Here is a 16,734-nt window from a genome sequence, read left to right as displayed (position 1 = left end):
CCGTGCTCGTCCACTTCCGCCTCACCGTGCCCGACGACCTCTCGGACCGGGTGCGGGACCTGCTCGTGGACGCCGAGTGCGTCACCAACGTGACCCTCGAGAGCGGGATCTGCGTCGACCCGGAGGGCGACCTGATCGAGTGCGACGTGGCGCGGGAGAAGGCCGGCGTGGTCCTGCACCAGCTCAACGAGCTCGGCCTCGACGAGCGCGGGGGCATCGTCCTCTCCACCCCGCTGTCGACCCCCTTCGCAGAGGCGTCCCGGCTCGAGGAGCTCGCGCCCGGCCACCCCGACGACGCGGTCATCTGGGAGTCGGTGGAGGCCAAGGCGGACGACGGCGCCCAGCCCACGGTGTCGTACGTCGTGTTCCTGGTGCTGGCGGTCATCCTCGCGGCCATCGCCGTGATCACCGACTCCGCGATCCTGGTCGTCGGGGCCATGGTCGTGGGCCCGGAGTTCAGTGCGATCGCGGCCGCCTCCGTCGGGATCGTCTTCGCGCGCTGGGGGCTGGTGGGACGCAGCCTGCAGCTGCTGGTGTTCAGCTTCGCCTTCGCGGTCGGCGTCGTGGCGGTGCTCGCCTGGCTGGTCAGCCTGACCGGCGCCCTGGACGCCGAGATGATCACCCGGCCCCGGCCGAACACCGGCTTCATCTGGCACCCCGACATGTGGTCGTTCGTGGTGGCGCTGGTCGCCGGGGCGGCCGGCGTGCTGGCGCTGGCGATCGAGAAGACCGCCACCATGGTCGGCGTCTTCATCAGCGTGACCACCGTGCCCGCCGCCGGCAACCTGGCCCTCGGGCTGGGGCTGTGGCAGAGCTCGGAGATCGTCGGGTCCCTCGAGCAGCTCGGCACGAACGTCCTCGGCATGGTCATCGCCGGCGTGGTCGTGCTGGCCGTGATGCGCACCAGCTGGACCTGGGTCACGACGCAGGCCGAGCGGCTGTTCGGGCAACGGCAGCCACGCGGCGGGCTGAAGCCCCGGCGCCAGAAGGCCGAGGGCTAGAAGGCCGAGGGCTAGAGGTCGGGCGTCAGGTAGCGGCAGGTGTGGTGGACGCGGAACCCCAGCCGCTCGTACATCGCCAGCGCCGGCGCGTTGTCGACCTCGACGTGCAGCCACGCCGTCGTCGCGCCGCGCTCGGCCCCCCAGTCCAGCAGCGCCGCGAGCACCGTCGTACCCAGCCCGCGGCGGCGGTGTGACTCCTCGACGGTGAGCGAGTGCAGGCCGAGCCAGTCCCCGTCGAGGGTGGCCCGGCCGGCCGCCACGTCGCCGAGCTCGACCAGCGCGTGGTCGTCGTCCTCGGTGAGCCGGGGCTCGTCGCCGGTGCCCGCGGCCCGTGCCGACCGCAGCGCCCGGGCGAGGGAGGCGATGAGGAAGTGGGCGTCACCGTCCGGCACCGGGGCCCAGCCGGCCGCGACGAGCGCGTCGTCGACCTCCGAGCCGTGCTCGACCTGGGCCAGCACCCGCCGGTCCCGGGCCTCGTAGAAAGTCCGGACCCGGTCGGTGGCCTCGGCCAGGTCGACCCCCGGGTCGCCGATCGCCAGGCACGAGCTGGCCCGCTTGCGCAGCCGCCCGACCGGTGCCGGGTCGTGGCGCAGGACCCACTCGCCCAGGGGCTCGGTCTCCAGACGCGGCCACAGGTTGATCGTGTGCTGCTCCGCGGCACGGGTGCTGACCCGGTGCCGGACCGAGGGGCGCGGGGGGACCGGCTTGCCGGACACGATGTCGGCGAGCCGGATCTCCACCGGGTCGCCGGTCTCGGGGGCGATCACGCAGTAACCCTCACCGGAGGGGCCCTCGCCCCACGCGGTGCAGATCCCGAGGACGTCGGTCATCGCCGGACCGCCCGAGGGGCCGGTCTCGCCGGGCAGCACCCGGCGTACGACGACGCGCACCCCCACCACGTGGGGGCCCAAGCGGTGGGCTTCCGGGGAGTCTGGCACGACGGGATACTAGGCTGTCTGTTGTCCGAACAGTTGTGCTGTCCCGTGCTCCCTCAGGAGGATCTGGTGACCTACGTCATCGCCCAGCCGTGCGTCGATCTCAAGGACCGGGCGTGCGTCGACGAATGTCCCGTCGACTGCATCTACGAGGGCAAGCGGATGCTCTACATCCACCCCGACGAGTGCGTCGACTGCGGTGCCTGCGAGCCGGTCTGCCCGGTCGAGGCGATCTTCTACGAGGACGACACCCCGGAGGAGTGGAAGGACTACTACACGGCCAACGTGGGGTTCTTCGACGACCTGGGCTCGCCCGGTGGAGCCGCCAAGATGGGTGAGATCGACAAGGACCACCCGTTCGTCGCTGCCCTGCCGCCGCAGAACCAGGACTCCTGAGCCCGCGTTCGAGCCGGCTCGGCACCGTCTCGAGCCGGCTCCCGGACTTCCCCTGGGACAACCTCACGACCCACGCCGCCACGGCGCGGGCGCACCCCGACGGCATCGTCGACCTCTCGGTCGGTACGCCGGTCGACCCGACCCCGGCGGTCGTCCAGCACGCGCTGTGCGAGGCGGCCGACGCGCCGGGCTACCCGACCACGATCGGGCGGGTGGACACCCGGCAGGCCTGCCTGGACTGGCTCTCGCGGCGGCACGGCGTCGAGGGCCTCGGCCTCGACGCGGTGCTGCCCGTGGTCGGCTCCAAGGAGCTGATCGCCTCGATGGCCGGTCACCTCGGCCTGGGCGCGGGCGACCTGATCGCCTACCCCGCGCTGGCCTACCCGACCTACGAGGTGGGTTCGGTGCTGGCCGGGGCGCGCGCCGTCGCGACCGACTCGCTGACCTCGATGGGACCGGAGACGCCGGCCCTGCTGTGGCTGAACTCCCCGTCGAACCCGACCGGACGGGTCCTCCCCGTCGAGCACCTCAAGAAGGTCGTCGACTGGTGCCGCGAGCGCGGCACGGTCCTGGTCTCCGACGAGTGCTACATCGAGTGTGCGTGGGAGGCGACGCCGGTCTCCGTGCTGCACCCCTCGGTGTCCGGCGGCTCGACCGAGGGGATCCTCACGGTCCACTCGCTGTCGAAGCGGTCCAACCTCGCGGGCTACCGGTGCGCGTTCGTGGCCGGCGACCCCGCGCTGGTCGGTGAGCTGCTCGCGGTACGCAAGAACCTCGGGCTGCAGATGCCCGCGCCCCAGCAGGCGGCGATGATCGCGGCGCTGGACGACGACGACCACGTGCTCGAGCAGCACGCGCGGTACGCCGCCCGCCGGGCGAAGCTGCGCGAGGCGCTGGAGTCCGCGGGGTTCCGGATCGACCACTCCGAGGCGTCGCTCTACCTGTGGGCCTCCCGCCAGACCGAGGGGGGAGACGAGGACTGCTGGGACACCGTCTCCTGGCTGGCCGAGCGCGGCATCCTCGCCGCGCCCGGCAGCTTCTACGGCCGGGCCGGCGCCCGGCACGTCCGGGTGGCCTTCACCGCCACCGACGAGCGGATCGACGCGGCGGTCGCGCGGCTGGCGCTGTAGCTCAGCCGCGGAGCCGTTCGATCGACCGGATCCGGTCGTGGCCGGTCCAGCCGCTGCCCTCGTCGTGGCCGGGACCGCCGTCGAGCACGTCGTCCTCGAACGAGCCGTAGAGCCGGTCGTCGCCCGCGAGCCCGTACAGGCGGACGGCGGTGTGGTCGAAGCCGGCGATGAGCTCGTTGGGGCCGCCGGTGCCGCGGACGGTCCACAGCCTCGCCCGCGGGGTGTTGACGTTCTCGATGCCGGCCGTCGTGACCGTGACGCTGCGGTCGGTGAAGCGGGCGCGGGTGACGCCCTCGCGCAGGTCGGTGAGCCCGCGCACGGGGCGCAGCTCGTGCCCGCCGGCGTCGGCGTAACCGAAGGCGGAGAGGCTGTCGCGGCCGCGGCCGCCGTGGACGGCCTGGGCCCCTCCCGGCAACACCAGGTCGTTGAAGCTGTCGTCACCGGCTCCGCCGAAGGTCCGGTCGCGGCCGCCCTCGCCCTGGACGAGGTCGTTGCCGCGACCGCCGTGGATCTCGTCGTCGCCCGCGGAGCCGTGCAGCTCGTCGCGGCCGGGCCCGCCCAGGAGCAGGTTGCCGACGCGGTCGTCGTCGCCCGCGCCCCATGAGCCTCCCGCGAGCAGGTCGGCGCCGCCCAGGCCCACGAGCCGGTCGCGTCCGCCGCTGCCGACGATCGTCTCGGCCGCGTCGCTGCCGGTCAGCGTGTCGTCGTACGCCGAGCCCACCAGGGTCGCGACCGGCCCGAGGAGGGTGTCGTCGCCGACACCGGTCGCGGTGCCGGCGCCGAGGTCGACCGTGACCGCCTGGGGTGCGTGGACGTAGGTGATCGTGTCCACCGTGCCCTCGTGGCGGCCGTCTGAGCCCGGGTCGAGGACGTCGTCGCCGGCGCCCCCGTCCAGGGTGTCGCCGTAGTAGACGTAGTACTCGGTGTCCTCGACGACCTTCGCGTCGGTGCCGCCGTGCAGCGTGTCGGCGCCCGCGCCGCCCAGCAGCCGGTCCTGCCCCTCGCCGCCGCACAGCACGTCGTCACCGCCGAGCCCGAGGATCCGGTCGTCGCCGCCGCGACCGTCGATGACGTCGTCGCCCTCGGTGCCCTGGAGCACGTCGTCACCACCGGTGCCGACCACGGTGGCCGCCGCGCAGGGGTTCGCGGAGGCGTCCGCAGATCCGTCCCCACCCAGCGCGGCCGTGCCGGCCACGAGCAGCACCGCGGTGAGTGTCCCCCCGATGGCGCGCATGCGGGCAGCCTAGAGGCTGCGCCGCGGGTGTTCCGGGTGTTCGCCCCGGTGCAACAACGCGCCCTCGAGGGGTCCTCGTCGCCTAGCCTCCTGCCTGGCTGCGGCTCCCCTCACGTTGGAGCCGTTCCGGGCGGAGCCGAGCTGCCTGTACGGGGGACAGGCAGCCGCTCCGGTCACCCTCAGACGGGGACCCGGCGCCCCTGCTCGATCCACCAGCGAGCCCCACCCCGCGTCTCCCGCGGCAGGGCCGGGTCCGCCGCGACCTTCCGGAGGCGGGGGTCTCCGAGCAGGCCGAGGCAGCACAGCGTCCGACGCACCGTCAGCTCCCCGCCGGAGAGTCCCCGGTCCACGAGCGCCTGCGGCACCGGACGGCTGCCGCGGCTGTAGAAGGCCATCACGTGCTGGAGCACGGTCTCGTCGAGCGACCCCAGCAGGTCGGTCACTCCGGCGGGGGGCTCGCCCTCGTGGCAGAACGCCGCGACCCGGAGCGCCGAGGCCCGGGCGGCGTCGTCGGGCAGGCCGTCCCGCTTCTCGAGGAGCACGTCGACGAGGGTGGCGGCGAAGGGTGAGAAGGCCAGCGTGTAGGTCGCGGTGGACATCCGCACCCCGCGGGGGTCGAACAGCGCCTCGAACAGCAGCCGGGCCAGCAGCGGCTCCTCCGGGTGGGACATCCGGGTGGTGACGGTCCGGGCGAGGCACTCCGCTCCCACGTAGTGGAGGTTCTGCCGGCTCCGGGACCAGACGGCGGGGCCGCAGTGGGTCGTCTGCTCGCGCGGGCAGCTCGCCTGCAGCTCCTTCTGCAGGACCGGCGGCAGCGCGGCGCACAGCTGCGTGAACATCGCCCGGCGGTCCTCGCCGCCCTCGCGCCAGGCCGCCTCCACGTGGGGGAGCAGGCCCCTCCACGGCTCGAGGCCCAGGCCGCCGATGACGAGCATGCCCTGGAGCCCGTACGACGCCCCCTGCGCGACGTAGAGCGAGGGGTGCCGCAGGAGGCTCGCCAGGCAGTCGAGCACCTTCGGGGTCGGGCGCTCCGTGACGGCCGCGACGAGGTCCCAGGTGTTCTGGGCGTCGGGGGCGAGCACGATCGACCGCGCCACGTCCTCGACCACGTCGCCGTACGCGCTGCAGCGCAGCGTGGACAGCGCCTCGACGCGGGTGAACCGGGCGACGCCGCTCGACCGTGTCAGCTCGATCGCCAGACGGCGGACGTGGGGCTCGACCAACGTGCGGGGGAGGCCGAAGGCGCCGTGCGCGTGCTGGTGGGCGAACTCCTGCCAGGCGGCGCCCGTCGGGTTCGCGACGTCGATCGCCTCGAAGGCCCGGCTGAACTCCTCCAGGCCGCCGGAGGCCACTCTCGAGCCGGCTCCCGGGGCGTAGGGGAAGGTGCGGCACAGGAGCTCCGTCGGCGCCCGCAGCGCACCTTGGGGGAGGCCGAGGACCCGGGCGTACCCGTCCAGCGCCGCCGGTGAGGGGTGGCCCTCGGACTCGATCCGGCTCAGCGTGGCCGCCGACAGGGAGACGCCGTGCTCCTTCAGCGCGGCCGACATCTGCCGCAGCGACAGCCCCGCGACGCTGCGGTGGGTGCGCAGCAGCCAGCCGACGCGGGCTGCCACGTCGATGCGCGACGCGGTGATGGGGGTCCGGTCGTCGACCGTCTCCGAGACACGGGGCACGGTCCCATCATCAGGCATCGGCTCCGCCGACGCCGAGTTCCCCCAGGATCAGGTGTCAGTCGAAGACGTCGACGTGCACGTGGTCGCGGTGCTCGAGGACGGCCCGGTCGCCGGAGCTCTCCGGCGGGTCGTAGTCGCGCCAGCCGTCCTTCGACTGGGAGCCGGACTTCCAGATCCGGTCGTCGAAGATGACCGTCTGGATCGAGAGCCGGTCGGCCTCGGCGACGAGGTACTGCGCGATCGCCCAGCCCTTGACCTTGTTGGCCGGGCTGATCGGGCGCACGAAGATGTCGATCGCGCGACCCTCGTAGTGGGTCGAGCCCTCCATGTGGCCGTCCTTGACCCCGCCGGGCGCGAATCCGCCGAGGGACTGCTCCCCGAAGACCGCCTCGACCTCACGGCGTACGACGTCGGCGCGGTGCGTCAGCCCGGCGTCGTTGAGCCGGTCCCCGGCCGACGGCACGTCGCCGGTCACCACGCAGCTGAACGCGTGCGGCGAGTTGCCGGTGAGCGCCGAGGCCAGCACCCGGGCGTCGGCCTCGTGGTCGGCGTACGCCTCCGGGTAGCCGGAGCGCTGCACCTCCTGCGCGGCCTTGGTGATCCGCATCGTGTCGTAGCCGTCGACCTTGGCCAGCGCGTCGTAGAAGGCGCTGGTCGAGTAGTAGGGGTTGAGGATCTGCTGGCGGGTGCCCCAGCCCTGGGAGGGGCGCTGCTGGAAGAGCCCGAGCGAGTCGCGGTCGCCCTGCTCGAGGTTGTAGAGCTTGGACTCCTGGTACGCCGTGGCGAGCGCGATCGAGGCGGCGCGCGCGGGCATCCCGCGCTGCACCGAGACGGCCGCGATCAGGGCGGCGTTCTCGGCCTGCTCGGTGTTCAGGTCGACGGTGTGCCCGCCCACGGTCGCCGTGCACTCCTGGGTCGGCAGCAGCGGCCCGACGTGGTGCAGCACGAAGTAGCCGGTGACCCCGACGACCCCGAGCGCCGCCGCGCCGACCAGCGCGGCGGCGGTCCGCAGCCGCATGGGCTAGTTGGCGTGGAGGGCGGCGTTCAGCTCGACGCCCTCGCTCTTCCACGGCACGGCCTCGATGGTGCCGGTCACCGAGTTGCGGCGGAACAGCACGTTGCTGGCGCCCGAGAGCTCCAGCGCCTTGACCACCTTGGGCTTGCCGTCCATGTCCTTGACGGTGACCTTGGTGCCGGCGGTGACGTAGCAGCCGGCCTCCACGACACAGTCGTCGCCGAGCGAGATCCCGATGCCGGCGTTGGCGCCGAGCAGGCAGCGCTCACCGATCGCGATGACCTCCTTGCCACCGCCGGACAGGGTGCCCATGATCGAGGCGCCGCCGCCGACGTCGGAGCCGTCGCCGACCACGACGCCCGCCGAGATGCGGCCCTCGACCATCGAGGCGCCGAGCGTGCCGGCGTTGTAGTTCACGAAGCCCTCGTGCATCACCGTGGTGCCCTCGGCCAGGTGCGCGCCGAGGCGCACCCGGTCGGCGTCGGCGACCCGCACGCCGGTCGGCAGCACGTAGTCGACCATCCGCGGGAACTTGTCGACGCCGAGGACGGTGACGTGCTGGCCGGCGCCGCGCAGGCGGGCGCGGGTGGCCTCGAAGCCCTCGACGGCGCACGGGCCGGCCGAGGTCCACACCACGTTGGTGAGCAGCCCGAAGATGCCGTCCATCGCGATCGACTGGGGCGCGACGAGCCGGCTCGAGAGCAGGTGCAGCCGCAGCCAGGCGTCCTCGGTCGAGCCCGGGGCGGCCTGCAGGTCGGCCACCTCGACCAGGCGCACCTCGCGGGTGACCCGGCGTACGTCGTCCTTGCCCGCCAGCGCGACCAGCTCCTCCGGCTCCGACGCATCGCCCGGCTTCGCGCCCAGTGCGGGCGCGGGGAACCACACGTCCAGGACGGTGCCGTTCGCGTCGAGGGTGGCGAGGCTGAAGCCCCAGGCCGGGCCGGTGACAGGGGAGGTCATGGGCGAGCAGTCTACGGACGTACGCCGGGCCGCTACTGCCCGGTGCGGCCGTCGACGCACTCGCGCAGGAGGTCCACGTGGCCGCAGTGCCGGGCGTACTCCTCGATCATGTGGACGACGACGCCGCGCACCTGCCACGGCTCGCCCGGGACGAACCTCTCGCCGAGGTCGTCGTACCGCTCGTAGACCTCGCGGGCGTGCGCCACCTCGCGCCGCCACGACTCCCACGCGTCCGCGACGCACGCCTCGGTGCCGACCGCGCCGCTGAAGTCGAGGTTGGGGTCCTCCTCGGTGTCGTAGAGGTGCGGGAGGTCCCCCTGCCCCTCCAGCACCCTACGGAACCAGTGGTGCTCGACCTTGGCGAGGTGTCGCACCAGCCCGAGCAGGCTCATCGTGCTCGGCGGGACCGACCGGGTCGCCAGCTGCTCCGGCGTGAGGCCCTCGCACTTCATCTCGAAGGTCATGCGGTAGTGGTCGAGGTACTGCCGCAGGGTCGCCTTCTCGCCCACCGGCGGCTCGTCGGTGCCACGAGGGTCGTGGGCGGGATCCACCCACATGCCGTTGAAGCCCGGCTGGGTCCGGTTCTCGGTCTGCTCGGAGGTCTGCTCGGTCACCGGCCCAGCAAATCGGCTCGCGCCGGGGCTCGGCAACCCCATAACCTCCGCGCCATGAGTGACGGGGAGCTGCTGCTGATCATCGGACCGCCGGCCGTGGGGAAGATGACGGTCGGACGGGCCGTGTGCGCGCGCACCGACTTCCGGCTGTTCCACAACCACCACACGATCGAGCCGCTGCTGGAGATCTTCGGCTTCGGCACCCCGGCGTTCCGCACGCTCAACGGCGAGTTCCGGCGCCGGGTCATCGAGGAGGCCGCGGCCTCCGGCACCCGCCTGATCTTCACCTTCGTCTGGAACGTCGAGGAGCAGGAGGACGCCGACTTCGTCGTGGACCTCGTCGCGCCGTACCGCGACGCCGGCATGCCCGTCTCCTTCGTCGAGCTGTACGCCGACCTCCCCACCCGCCTCGAGCGCAACGTGGGGGAGGAGCGGATCTCGCACAAGAGGTCCAAGCGCGACCTGGTCTGGTCCGACGCGCACGTGCGCGAGCTCGACGCGTCGTACGTCATGAACACCCGTCCCGGCCGGCCGACCCCGGCCGACGAGGTGCTCACCGACTTCGCGCACCTGCGGCTCGACAACAGCGAGCTCACCCCCGAGCAGTCGGCCGCCGAGATCACCACGTGGCTCGACGCCCGCGGCCGGCTGGTCCCGACGGCCGCCGACCCGCGCCGCAACTGATTCGCGCGGCGGTGGCGGGCCGCCGTACGCTGTGGCCACAGGCGTTCGAGCCGTCATCAGCGGCGAGCCTCCGGAAGAACGGTCCGCACCGGACGTGGTCTCGACAAGCTCGACCACCGAGGGGGGCTGGCCCAGTAGAACCGGACGGGTAGGCCCGTCACAGCCGTGAACGAGTGGTCACCGGGCGACCGGTGGCAAGCGAGGTGGTACCGCGGCAGACGTCGTCCTCGTGTTTCGACACGAGCAGGACCGACCGCAGGAGAGAGCCACCGATGACCTACCCCAAGGTCTCCACCGCCGCCGAGGGCACCGCCGTCCCCTCCTCGCCGAAGTTCCCCGAGATCGAGGAGCGGGTGCTGGCGTACTGGAAGAAGGACGACACCTTCCAGGCCAGCGTCGACCAGCGCGACCCCGGCGAGAACGGCTCCAACGAGTTCGTCTTCTACGACGGCCCGCCGTTCGCCAACGGCCTGCCGCACTACGGCCACCTGCTCACCGGCTACGTCAAGGACCTGATCCCGCGCTACCAGACGATGCGCGGCAAGCGGGTCGAGCGCCGCTTCGGCTGGGACACCCACGGGCTGCCCGCCGAGCTGGAGGCGATGCGCCTCAACGGCATCAAGACCACCGACGAGATCCTCGAGCTCGGCATCGAGGAGTTCAACAAGGCCTGCCGCGAGTCGGTGATGAAGTACACCGGCGAGTGGCGCGAGTACGTCACCCGCCAGGCCCGCTGGGTCGACTTCGACAACGACTACCGGACCATGAACCCCGACTACATGGAGTCGGTGATCTGGGCCTTCAAGCAGCTCTTCGACAAGGGCCTCGTCTACGAGGGCTTCCGGGTCCTGCCGTACTGCTGGAACGACGAGACCCCGCTGTCGAACCACGAGCTGCGGATGGACGACGACGTCTACCAGATGGTGAAGGACCCGGCGGTCACCGTCGGCTACCGCCTCGACGGCGACGACGACCTCGGGGGCGCGCTGGTCCTGGTGTGGACGACCACGCCGTGGACGCTGCCGTCGAACCTCGCGGTGATGGTCGGCGAGGACATCGACTACGTCGTGGTGGAGTCCGACGTCACCGGCGTGACCGAGCGGTACGTCCTCGCCGAGGCGCGCCTGGAGTCCTACGCCCGCGAGCTGCGCAACGAGGACGTCGAGGACGTCGACCAGCAGGTCGTGCGGCGGCTCAAGGGCCGCGACCTCGTCGGCCGCACCTACACCCCGCCGTTCTCCTACTACCGGGGCCACGCGAACGCGTTCCGGGTGGTGGCGGCCAACGACGCGGTGACCACCACGGACGGCACGGGCCTGGTGCACACCGCCGGCGCCTTCGGTGAGGTCGACAAGGAGGTGACCGACCGCGAGGGCATCGAGGCGGTGATGCCGGTCGGCAAGGACGGCCGGTTCACGTTCCCGGTCACCGACTACGAGGGCATGCTCGTCTTCGACGCCAACCTGCACGTCATCGACCACCTCAAGGCCGCGACGAAGCGGTCGGGGGAGACCGGTTCGGTCAGCGACGGGACGGTGCTGCTGCGCCGCGAGAGCTACGAGCACTCCTACCCGCACTGCTGGCGCTGCCGCGAGCCGCTGATCTACAAGGGCGTCTCGTCGTGGTTCGTCGAGGTCACGGCCGTCAAGCAGCGGATGCTCGAGCTCAACGAGCAGATCCGCTGGGTGCCCGACCACATCAAGCACGGCCAGTTCGGCAAGTGGCTGGAGAACGCCCGGGACTGGTCGATCACCCGCAACCGGTTCTGGGGCTCGCCGGTGCCGGTCTGGAAGAGCGACGACCCGACGTACCCCCGCGTCGACGTCTACGGCTCCTTCGAGGAGATCGAGCGCGACTTCGGCACGCTGCCGCGCGACAAGGAGGGCAACCCCGACCTGCACCGGCCCTACGTCGACGACCTGGTCCGGCCGAACCCCGACGACCCGACCGGGAAGTCGATGATGCGGCGCGTCCCCGACGTGCTCGACGTGTGGTTCGACTCCGGCTCGATGAGCTTCGCCCAGGTGCACGTGCCGTTCGACAACGCGGACTGGTTCGAGCACCACTTCCCGGCGGACTTCATCGTCGAGTACATCGGCCAGACCCGCGGCTGGTTCTACACGCTGCACATCCTGGCCAGCGCGATCTTCGACAAGCCGGCGTTCGAGACCTGCCTCAGCCACGGCATCGTGCTCGGCTCGGACGGCAACAAGATGTCGAAGTCGCTGCGCAACTACCCCGACGTGCGCGAGGTCTTCGACCGCGACGGCGCGGACGCGATGCGCTGGTTCCTGATGTCCTCGCCGATCCTGCGCGGCGGCAACCTGGTCGTCACCGAGCAGGGCATCCGCGACTCGGTGCGCCAGGTGCTGATCCCGCTGTGGAACAGCTGGTACTTCTTCCAGCTCTACGCCAACGCCGCCCAGGAGAACGGGGGGTACGACGCGCAGTGGTCCACGGCGTCCACGGACCCGCTGGACCGCTACCTGCTGGCCAAGTGCCGGCAGTACGTCGAGGCGATGACCGAGCAGCTCGACAACTACGAGGTCGCCAACGCGTGCGACTCGACCCGGTCGTTCCTCGACGTGCTGACGAACTGGTACATCCGCCGGTCGCGGGAGCGGTTCTGGGCGACGGACTCCTCCGGTGATCGAGCCCGCCGCGACCACGAGGACGCCTTCGACACGCTCTACACGGTGCTCGAGGTCGTCTGCCGCCTCACGGCGCCGCTGATGCCCCTGGCCACCGAGGAGGTCTGGCGCGGCCTGACCGGCGGCCGCTCGGTGCACCTGGCCGACTGGCCGCTGGTCGAGGACCTGCCCGGCGACGACGCGCTGGTCGCGGCGATGGACCAGGTGCGCGACGTCTGCTCGGCCACGTCCGCGCTGCGCAAGGCCGGCAACCTGCGCAACCGGCTGCCGCTGTCGACGCTCACCGTGGTCGTCACCGACGCGGCCGCGCTGGAGGGCTTCGAGTCGATCGTCGCCGACGAGGTGAACGTGAAGGCGGTGCGGCTGCTCGACGCGGACGCGCCCGAGGCGGCGTCGTACGGCGTCTCGCAGAAGCTGACCGTCAACGCGCGCGCCGCGGGGCCGCGGCTGGGCCGCGACGTGCAGACCGCGATCAAGGGCTCGAAGTCGGGCGACTGGTCGGTCGCCGAGAACGGCACCGTCACGTCCGGCGGCCTGGTGCTGGAGGAGGGGGAGTACACCCTCGAGACCGTGGCCGGCTCCGCCGACGGCGGCTCCGCGACCGGGATGCTGCCCGGCGGCGGCTTCGTCGTGCTCGACACCGCGGTGACCCGAGAGCTGGCCGCCGAGGGCCTCGCCCGCGACCTGGTCCGGGCCGTCCAGCAGGCCCGCCGCGACGCCGGTCTCGACGTCTCCGACCGGATCGCGCTGACCGTCGGGGGCTCGCCCGCGGTGCAGGCCGCCGCCCGGACCCACGAGTCCCTGATCGCCGGCGAGACCCTGGCCACGTCGTACGCCGTGGTCGAGGCCAACGGCGAGGGCACGCCCGTGACCGTCGGCGACAACGAGAAGGCGACCGTCCACGTCGCCCGCGCCTGAACGCCGACCCGCCGGCGGGCGGGGCCGGGGGCGTCAGAGGCCCACGCGCTCCGCGAGCCGGTCGAGGTGGGCGACGACCTGCTCGGTGGCGCGGTCGGGCACGCCCCAGATCAGGTCGGTGACGCCGGCCTCGCCCCACTCGAGGAGGTCCTCGGGGGCGGGCTTGGCGGCGACCAGGTGGTGGACCTCGGGGGAGCCGGCGCGGCCGGCGGCGGTCCACGCCGCGCGGAGCTGGGCGACCTTGCCGGCGACGTTCTGCTCGATCGGCGTGGTGATCCAGCCGTCGGCGTGCCCGGCGATCCAGGCGAACGTCTGCGGTCCGCCGCCCGCGCCGACGAGCACCGGGAGGTGGTCCTGGGCCGGCTTGGGCCACGCCCAGGACGGTCCGAACGACACGAACTCCCCGTCGTACGACGCCTCCTCCTGCGTCCACAGGGCCCGCATCGCCTCGACGTACTCCCGCAGGACCGTACGCCGCCGCCCGGTCGGCACGCCGTGGTCGGCGAGCTCGTCGGTGTTCCAGCCGAAGCCGGCGCCCAGCGTGACCCGGCCGCCGGAGAGGTGGTCGAGGGTCGCGACGGTCTTGGCCAGCGTGATCGGGTGCGACTGCACCGGGAGCGCCACGGCGGTCGCCAGCCGGATCCGCGAGGTGACCGCCGCGGCGGTGGCCAGGGAGACCCACGGGTCGAGCGTGCGCAGGTAGCGGTCGTCGGGCAGCGTCTCGTCGCCGGTGCCCGGGTGCGCCGCGTCCCGGCGCACCGGGATGTGCGTGTGCTCGGGCACGTAGACCGTGTCGAAGCCACGCTCCTCGGCGGCGACAGCGGCGTCCGCCGGGGTGATCCCGCGGTCGGACGTGAACAGGACGACGCCGTGACGCATCCTTCGATGCTAGAACCCGTTGCAGCCCGGGCGGTATGGCCCGCGGGCGCGGCGGGGACGGGCTGACCGGGGGCCGGTCCGCCACCACATACCCTTGGCGCCATGCCACGCCTGGATCTCACCGCGGACGCCGTCACCCTCACCGAGCAGCTGGTCGACATCGAGTCGGTGAGCCACCACGAGCAGGAGATCGCCGACGCCGTCGAGGAGGCGCTGCGCTCGCTCGGCCACCTGGAGGTCTCGCGGCACGGGCACACGATCGTGGCCCGCACCGACCTCGGCCGCGGCGAGCGGGTCGTCATCGCCGGCCACCTCGACACCGTGCCGCTCAACGACAACCTGCCCGTGCGCCGCGAGGTGCGCCCCGAGGGCGACCTGCTGCACGGGCTCGGCACCTGCGACATGAAGAGCGGCGACGCGGTCATCCTGCGCCTCGCCGCCACCGTGCCCGAGCCCAACCGCGACGTCACCTTCATCCTCTACGAGGCCGAGGAGGTCGAGGCGGAGTTCAACGGCCTGACCAAGCTGTCCGCGAGCAACCCCGAGCTGATGCGGGGCGACTTCGCGATCCTGATGGAGCCCTCGAACGCCGGGGTCGAGGCGGGCTGCCAGGGCACCCTGAAGGTCGAGGTCCGCACCACCGGCGAGCGGGCCCACGCGGCACGCAGCTGGTTCGGCGACAACGCGATCCACAAGGCCGCCGACATCCTTGCGCGCCTCCAGCAGTACGACGCCCGCACGCCGGTGATCGACGGGCTGGAGTACCACGAGGGCCTCAACGCGGTGTTCGTCCGCGGCGGCGTCGCCGGCAACGTGATCCCCGACGAGTGCGTCGTCGAGGTCAACTTCCGCTTCGCCCCCGACCGCAGCGAGGCGGACGCCGAGCAGTTCGTCCGCGACTTCTTCGAGGGGTACGACGTGACCGTCACCGACAGCGCGCCCGGTGCGCTGCCGGGGCTGCACGTCCCCGCGGCCAAGGCGTTCCTCGAGGCCGTCGGCGGCGAGGCCAACCCGAAGTTCGGCTGGACCGACGTCGCCCGCTTCACCGGCCTCGGCGTCCCGGCGGTCAACTTCGGCCCGGGCGACCCGATGTTCGCGCACAAGCAGGACGAGCACGTGCCGGTCGAGCACATCGAGCGCTGCGAGCGGCTGCTGCGCGCCTGGCTCGGTGGCGAGTGATGCGGGACAAGCTCGCCGGCCCGATCCTCAAGCGCCGCGGGCAGGCCCAGGAGACCACCACCACCGACCAGCGGCTGCTGGACAGCCGCGGCCCCAGCGACTGGGTCCACCAGGATCCGTGGCGCGTGCTGCGCATCCAGGCCGAGTTCGTGGAGGGCTTCGGCGCGCTGGCCGAGCTCGGGCCGGCGATCGCGGTCTTCGGCTCCTCGCGCACCCAGCCCGACCACCCGACGTACGAGATCGGCGAGCGGGTCGGCCGCGCGCTGGTGGAGGCCGGGTTCGCGGTGATCACCGGCGGTGGCCCGGGCACGATGGAGGCGGCCAACAAGGGGGCGAGCCAGGCCGGGGGCCTCAGCGTCGGGCTCGGCATCGAGCTGCCCTTCGAGGCCGGCCTGAACCCGTGGGTGGACAAGGGCATCAACTTCCGTTACTTCTTCGCCCGCAAGACCATGTTCGTGAAGTACTCCCAGGGCTTCATGGTGCTGCCCGGCGGCATCGGCACCCTCGACGAGATGTTCGAGGCCCTGACGCTCGCGCAGACCCGCAAGGTCACCAGGTTCCCGATCGTCCTGATCGGCGTGGACTACTGGTCGGGCCTGCTGGCGTGGATGCGCGAGTCGATGCTCGCCGACGGCAAGATCAGCCAGCACGACCTCGACATGCTCACCCTCACCGATGACGTCGACGAGGCCGTCGCGCTGATGGTGGCGGCCCGGGCGGGTGACGCCGGATGACGTGGTTCTTCGCCGTGCTCATCGTGCTGGCGATGGGCGCAGTGGCCGTGCTGGCAGCCGGGAAGGGCGCTCCGCTCGCCGAGGAGTACGACGACCGCCCGGACGCGAGCGTGCCCGCCGGCGGGCCGTTGCGGGCCGACGACCTGCGCCGGATCCGGTTCTCCATCGCCCTGCGTGGCTACCGGATGTCCGAGGTCGATGCGCTGCTGGACCGGCTGTCCTCGCAGCTCGAGCAGCAAGATGAACACGCGGTGGACTCGGAGGGTCGTGGCGACGACGCATCGCGGTAGGGCACACTTCCCAGCGTGTCGACCCAGGTGATCGTCTACATCCTGACCGCTCTGGCGGCGGTCGTCATCGTGCTCACGCGGCTGCGGCTGCGCCAGGAGACGGGCGGTGCCGGGCGTTTCCAGGTCGGCCGGCGGCTCGTCGACGTGCACACGACCGCGGGGGTCCTGGCGCTGGTCACCTGGCTGCTGTTCCTGGTCGCCGACTCCGACTCGCCGCTGGGCGGCGGCGCCGTCGGCATCGTCGCGCTCGCGTTCTGGTGGATCGTCGTCGTGGCCGGCCTGCTGATCCTGGTGCGGTGGCTCCCCAGCCACGGCCGGCACGCCCAGTCGGCCACCGAGGACACCTGGTCGGAGGGGCCGGGGCTGTCGGTCCTGGCGCACGTCGGGATGCTCGTCGGGGTCTCCGTGTTCACCTGGGCCTACCTCACCTCCGCGGTCTGA

The 16,734-nt window shown here is 72.4% G+C and carries 16 protein-coding genes; 9 read left to right on the top strand and 7 right to left on the bottom strand.

The annotated features are described in order from the left end of the window. Positions 1 to 2: 2 nt before the first annotated feature. Positions 3 to 1,001 carry a DUF389 domain-containing protein gene (locus ABD268_RS21440; RefSeq protein WP_344157501.1) on the top strand — a complete coding sequence of 333 codons (999 nt, stop codon included), beginning with the start codon at positions 3 to 5 and terminating at the stop codon, positions 999 to 1,001. An 11-nt stretch (positions 1,002 to 1,012) separates the two neighbouring features. Here ABD268_RS21440 and ABD268_RS21435 read toward each other — a convergent pair whose 3' ends face one another. Continuing rightward, positions 1,013 to 1,939 (bottom strand): GNAT family N-acetyltransferase, encoded by a 927-nt coding sequence (locus ABD268_RS21435; RefSeq protein WP_344157498.1) that lies wholly within the window; start codon positions 1,937 to 1,939, stop codon positions 1,013 to 1,015. A 66-nt stretch (positions 1,940 to 2,005) separates the two neighbouring features. On the opposite strand from ABD268_RS21435, the gene fdxA reads away from it, so the two are divergent. Continuing rightward, on the top strand, positions 2,006 to 2,332 hold the full coding sequence (gene fdxA, locus ABD268_RS21430; protein ID WP_344157495.1) for a ferredoxin: 327 nt from the start codon (positions 2,006 to 2,008) through the stop codon (positions 2,330 to 2,332). After that, positions 2,329 to 3,462 carry a succinyldiaminopimelate transaminase gene (gene dapC, locus ABD268_RS21425; RefSeq protein WP_344157576.1) on the top strand — a complete coding sequence of 378 codons (1,134 nt, stop codon included), beginning with the start codon at positions 2,329 to 2,331 and terminating at the stop codon, positions 3,460 to 3,462. Before fdxA ends, dapC begins: the two co-directional genes overlap by 4 nt. Before the next feature lies 1 nt (position 3,463). Here dapC and ABD268_RS21420 read toward each other — a convergent pair whose 3' ends face one another. The 5 genes from ABD268_RS21420 to ABD268_RS21400 all read right to left on the bottom strand — a co-directional run bounded on the left by ABD268_RS21420 (position 3,464) and on the right by ABD268_RS21400 (position 8,958). Then, a complete protein-coding gene (locus tag ABD268_RS21420; protein ID WP_344157492.1) occupies positions 3,464 to 4,696 on the bottom strand; it encodes a calcium-binding protein in 1,233 nt (410 codons plus the stop codon). A 179-nt stretch (positions 4,697 to 4,875) separates the two neighbouring features. After that, entirely contained in the window at positions 4,876 to 6,369 is a 1,494-nt protein-coding gene (locus ABD268_RS21415) for a helix-turn-helix domain-containing protein (protein ID WP_344157489.1), read from the bottom strand. 55 nt (positions 6,370 to 6,424) lie between these two features. Further along, the gene (locus ABD268_RS21410; RefSeq protein WP_344157486.1) at positions 6,425 to 7,387 is read right to left on the bottom strand and encodes a VldE C-terminal domain-containing protein; all 963 of its coding nucleotides are present in this window, start codon (positions 7,385 to 7,387) and stop codon (positions 6,425 to 6,427) included. 3 nt (positions 7,388 to 7,390) lie between these two features. Continuing rightward, positions 7,391 to 8,344, bottom strand: a complete 954-nt coding sequence (dapD, locus tag ABD268_RS21405; protein ID WP_344157483.1) for a 2,3,4,5-tetrahydropyridine-2,6-dicarboxylate N-succinyltransferase — start codon at positions 8,342 to 8,344, stop codon at positions 7,391 to 7,393. A gap of 32 nt (positions 8,345 to 8,376) precedes the next feature. Then, the gene (locus ABD268_RS21400; RefSeq protein WP_344157480.1) at positions 8,377 to 8,958 is read right to left on the bottom strand and encodes a DinB family protein; all 582 of its coding nucleotides are present in this window, start codon (positions 8,956 to 8,958) and stop codon (positions 8,377 to 8,379) included. A gap of 54 nt (positions 8,959 to 9,012) precedes the next feature. On the opposite strand from ABD268_RS21400, the gene ABD268_RS21395 reads away from it, so the two are divergent. Together ABD268_RS21395 and ileS are read left to right on the top strand one after the other, a co-directional pair. After that, positions 9,013 to 9,642: a P-loop nucleotide/nucleoside kinase family protein gene (locus tag ABD268_RS21395; protein ID WP_344157477.1), complete on the top strand. Its 630-nt coding sequence runs from the start codon at positions 9,013 to 9,015 to the stop codon at positions 9,640 to 9,642. A gap of 272 nt (positions 9,643 to 9,914) precedes the next feature. Then, complete coding sequence (ileS, locus tag ABD268_RS21390) at positions 9,915 to 13,211, top strand: isoleucine--tRNA ligase (RefSeq protein ID WP_344157474.1); 3,297 nt, start codon at positions 9,915 to 9,917, stop codon at positions 13,209 to 13,211. A gap of 33 nt (positions 13,212 to 13,244) precedes the next feature. On the opposite strand, the gene ABD268_RS21385 is transcribed toward ileS, so the two are convergent. Then, complete coding sequence (locus ABD268_RS21385; RefSeq protein WP_344157471.1) at positions 13,245 to 14,090, bottom strand: LLM class F420-dependent oxidoreductase; 846 nt, start codon at positions 14,088 to 14,090, stop codon at positions 13,245 to 13,247. A 102-nt stretch (positions 14,091 to 14,192) separates the two neighbouring features. Here ABD268_RS21385 and dapE point away from each other — a divergent pair, with 102 nt between their 5' ends. Genes dapE through ABD268_RS21365 form a run of 4 tightly spaced genes read left to right on the top strand, consistent with a single transcriptional unit; the run spans position 14,193 to position 16,734 of the window. Then, the gene (gene dapE / locus ABD268_RS21380; protein ID WP_344157468.1) at positions 14,193 to 15,269 is read left to right on the top strand and encodes a succinyl-diaminopimelate desuccinylase; all 1,077 of its coding nucleotides are present in this window, start codon (positions 14,193 to 14,195) and stop codon (positions 15,267 to 15,269) included. Beyond that, entirely contained in the window at positions 15,269 to 16,003 is a 735-nt protein-coding gene (locus ABD268_RS21375) for an LOG family protein (protein ID WP_344157465.1), read from the top strand. The genes dapE and ABD268_RS21375 overlap by 1 nt, the downstream gene beginning before the upstream one ends. Continuing rightward, positions 16,000 to 16,293 (top strand): DivIVA domain-containing protein, encoded by a 294-nt coding sequence (locus ABD268_RS21370; protein WP_344157462.1) that lies wholly within the window; start codon positions 16,000 to 16,002, stop codon positions 16,291 to 16,293. The genes ABD268_RS21375 and ABD268_RS21370 overlap by 4 nt, the downstream gene beginning before the upstream one ends. Positions 16,294 to 16,308: 15 nt before the next feature. Continuing rightward, positions 16,309 to 16,734, top strand: coding sequence for a hypothetical protein (locus tag ABD268_RS21365; RefSeq protein ID WP_344157459.1), 426 nt, complete (start codon positions 16,309 to 16,311; stop codon positions 16,732 to 16,734).

Origin of the sequence: Nocardioides koreensis, assembly GCF_039531775.1 — a bacterium.
Taxonomy (GTDB): domain Bacteria; phylum Actinomycetota; class Actinomycetes; order Propionibacteriales; family Nocardioidaceae; genus Nocardioides; species Nocardioides koreensis.
Note: the sequence above shows the minus strand (reverse complement) of the source record. Positions and strands in the feature narration are given on the sequence as shown.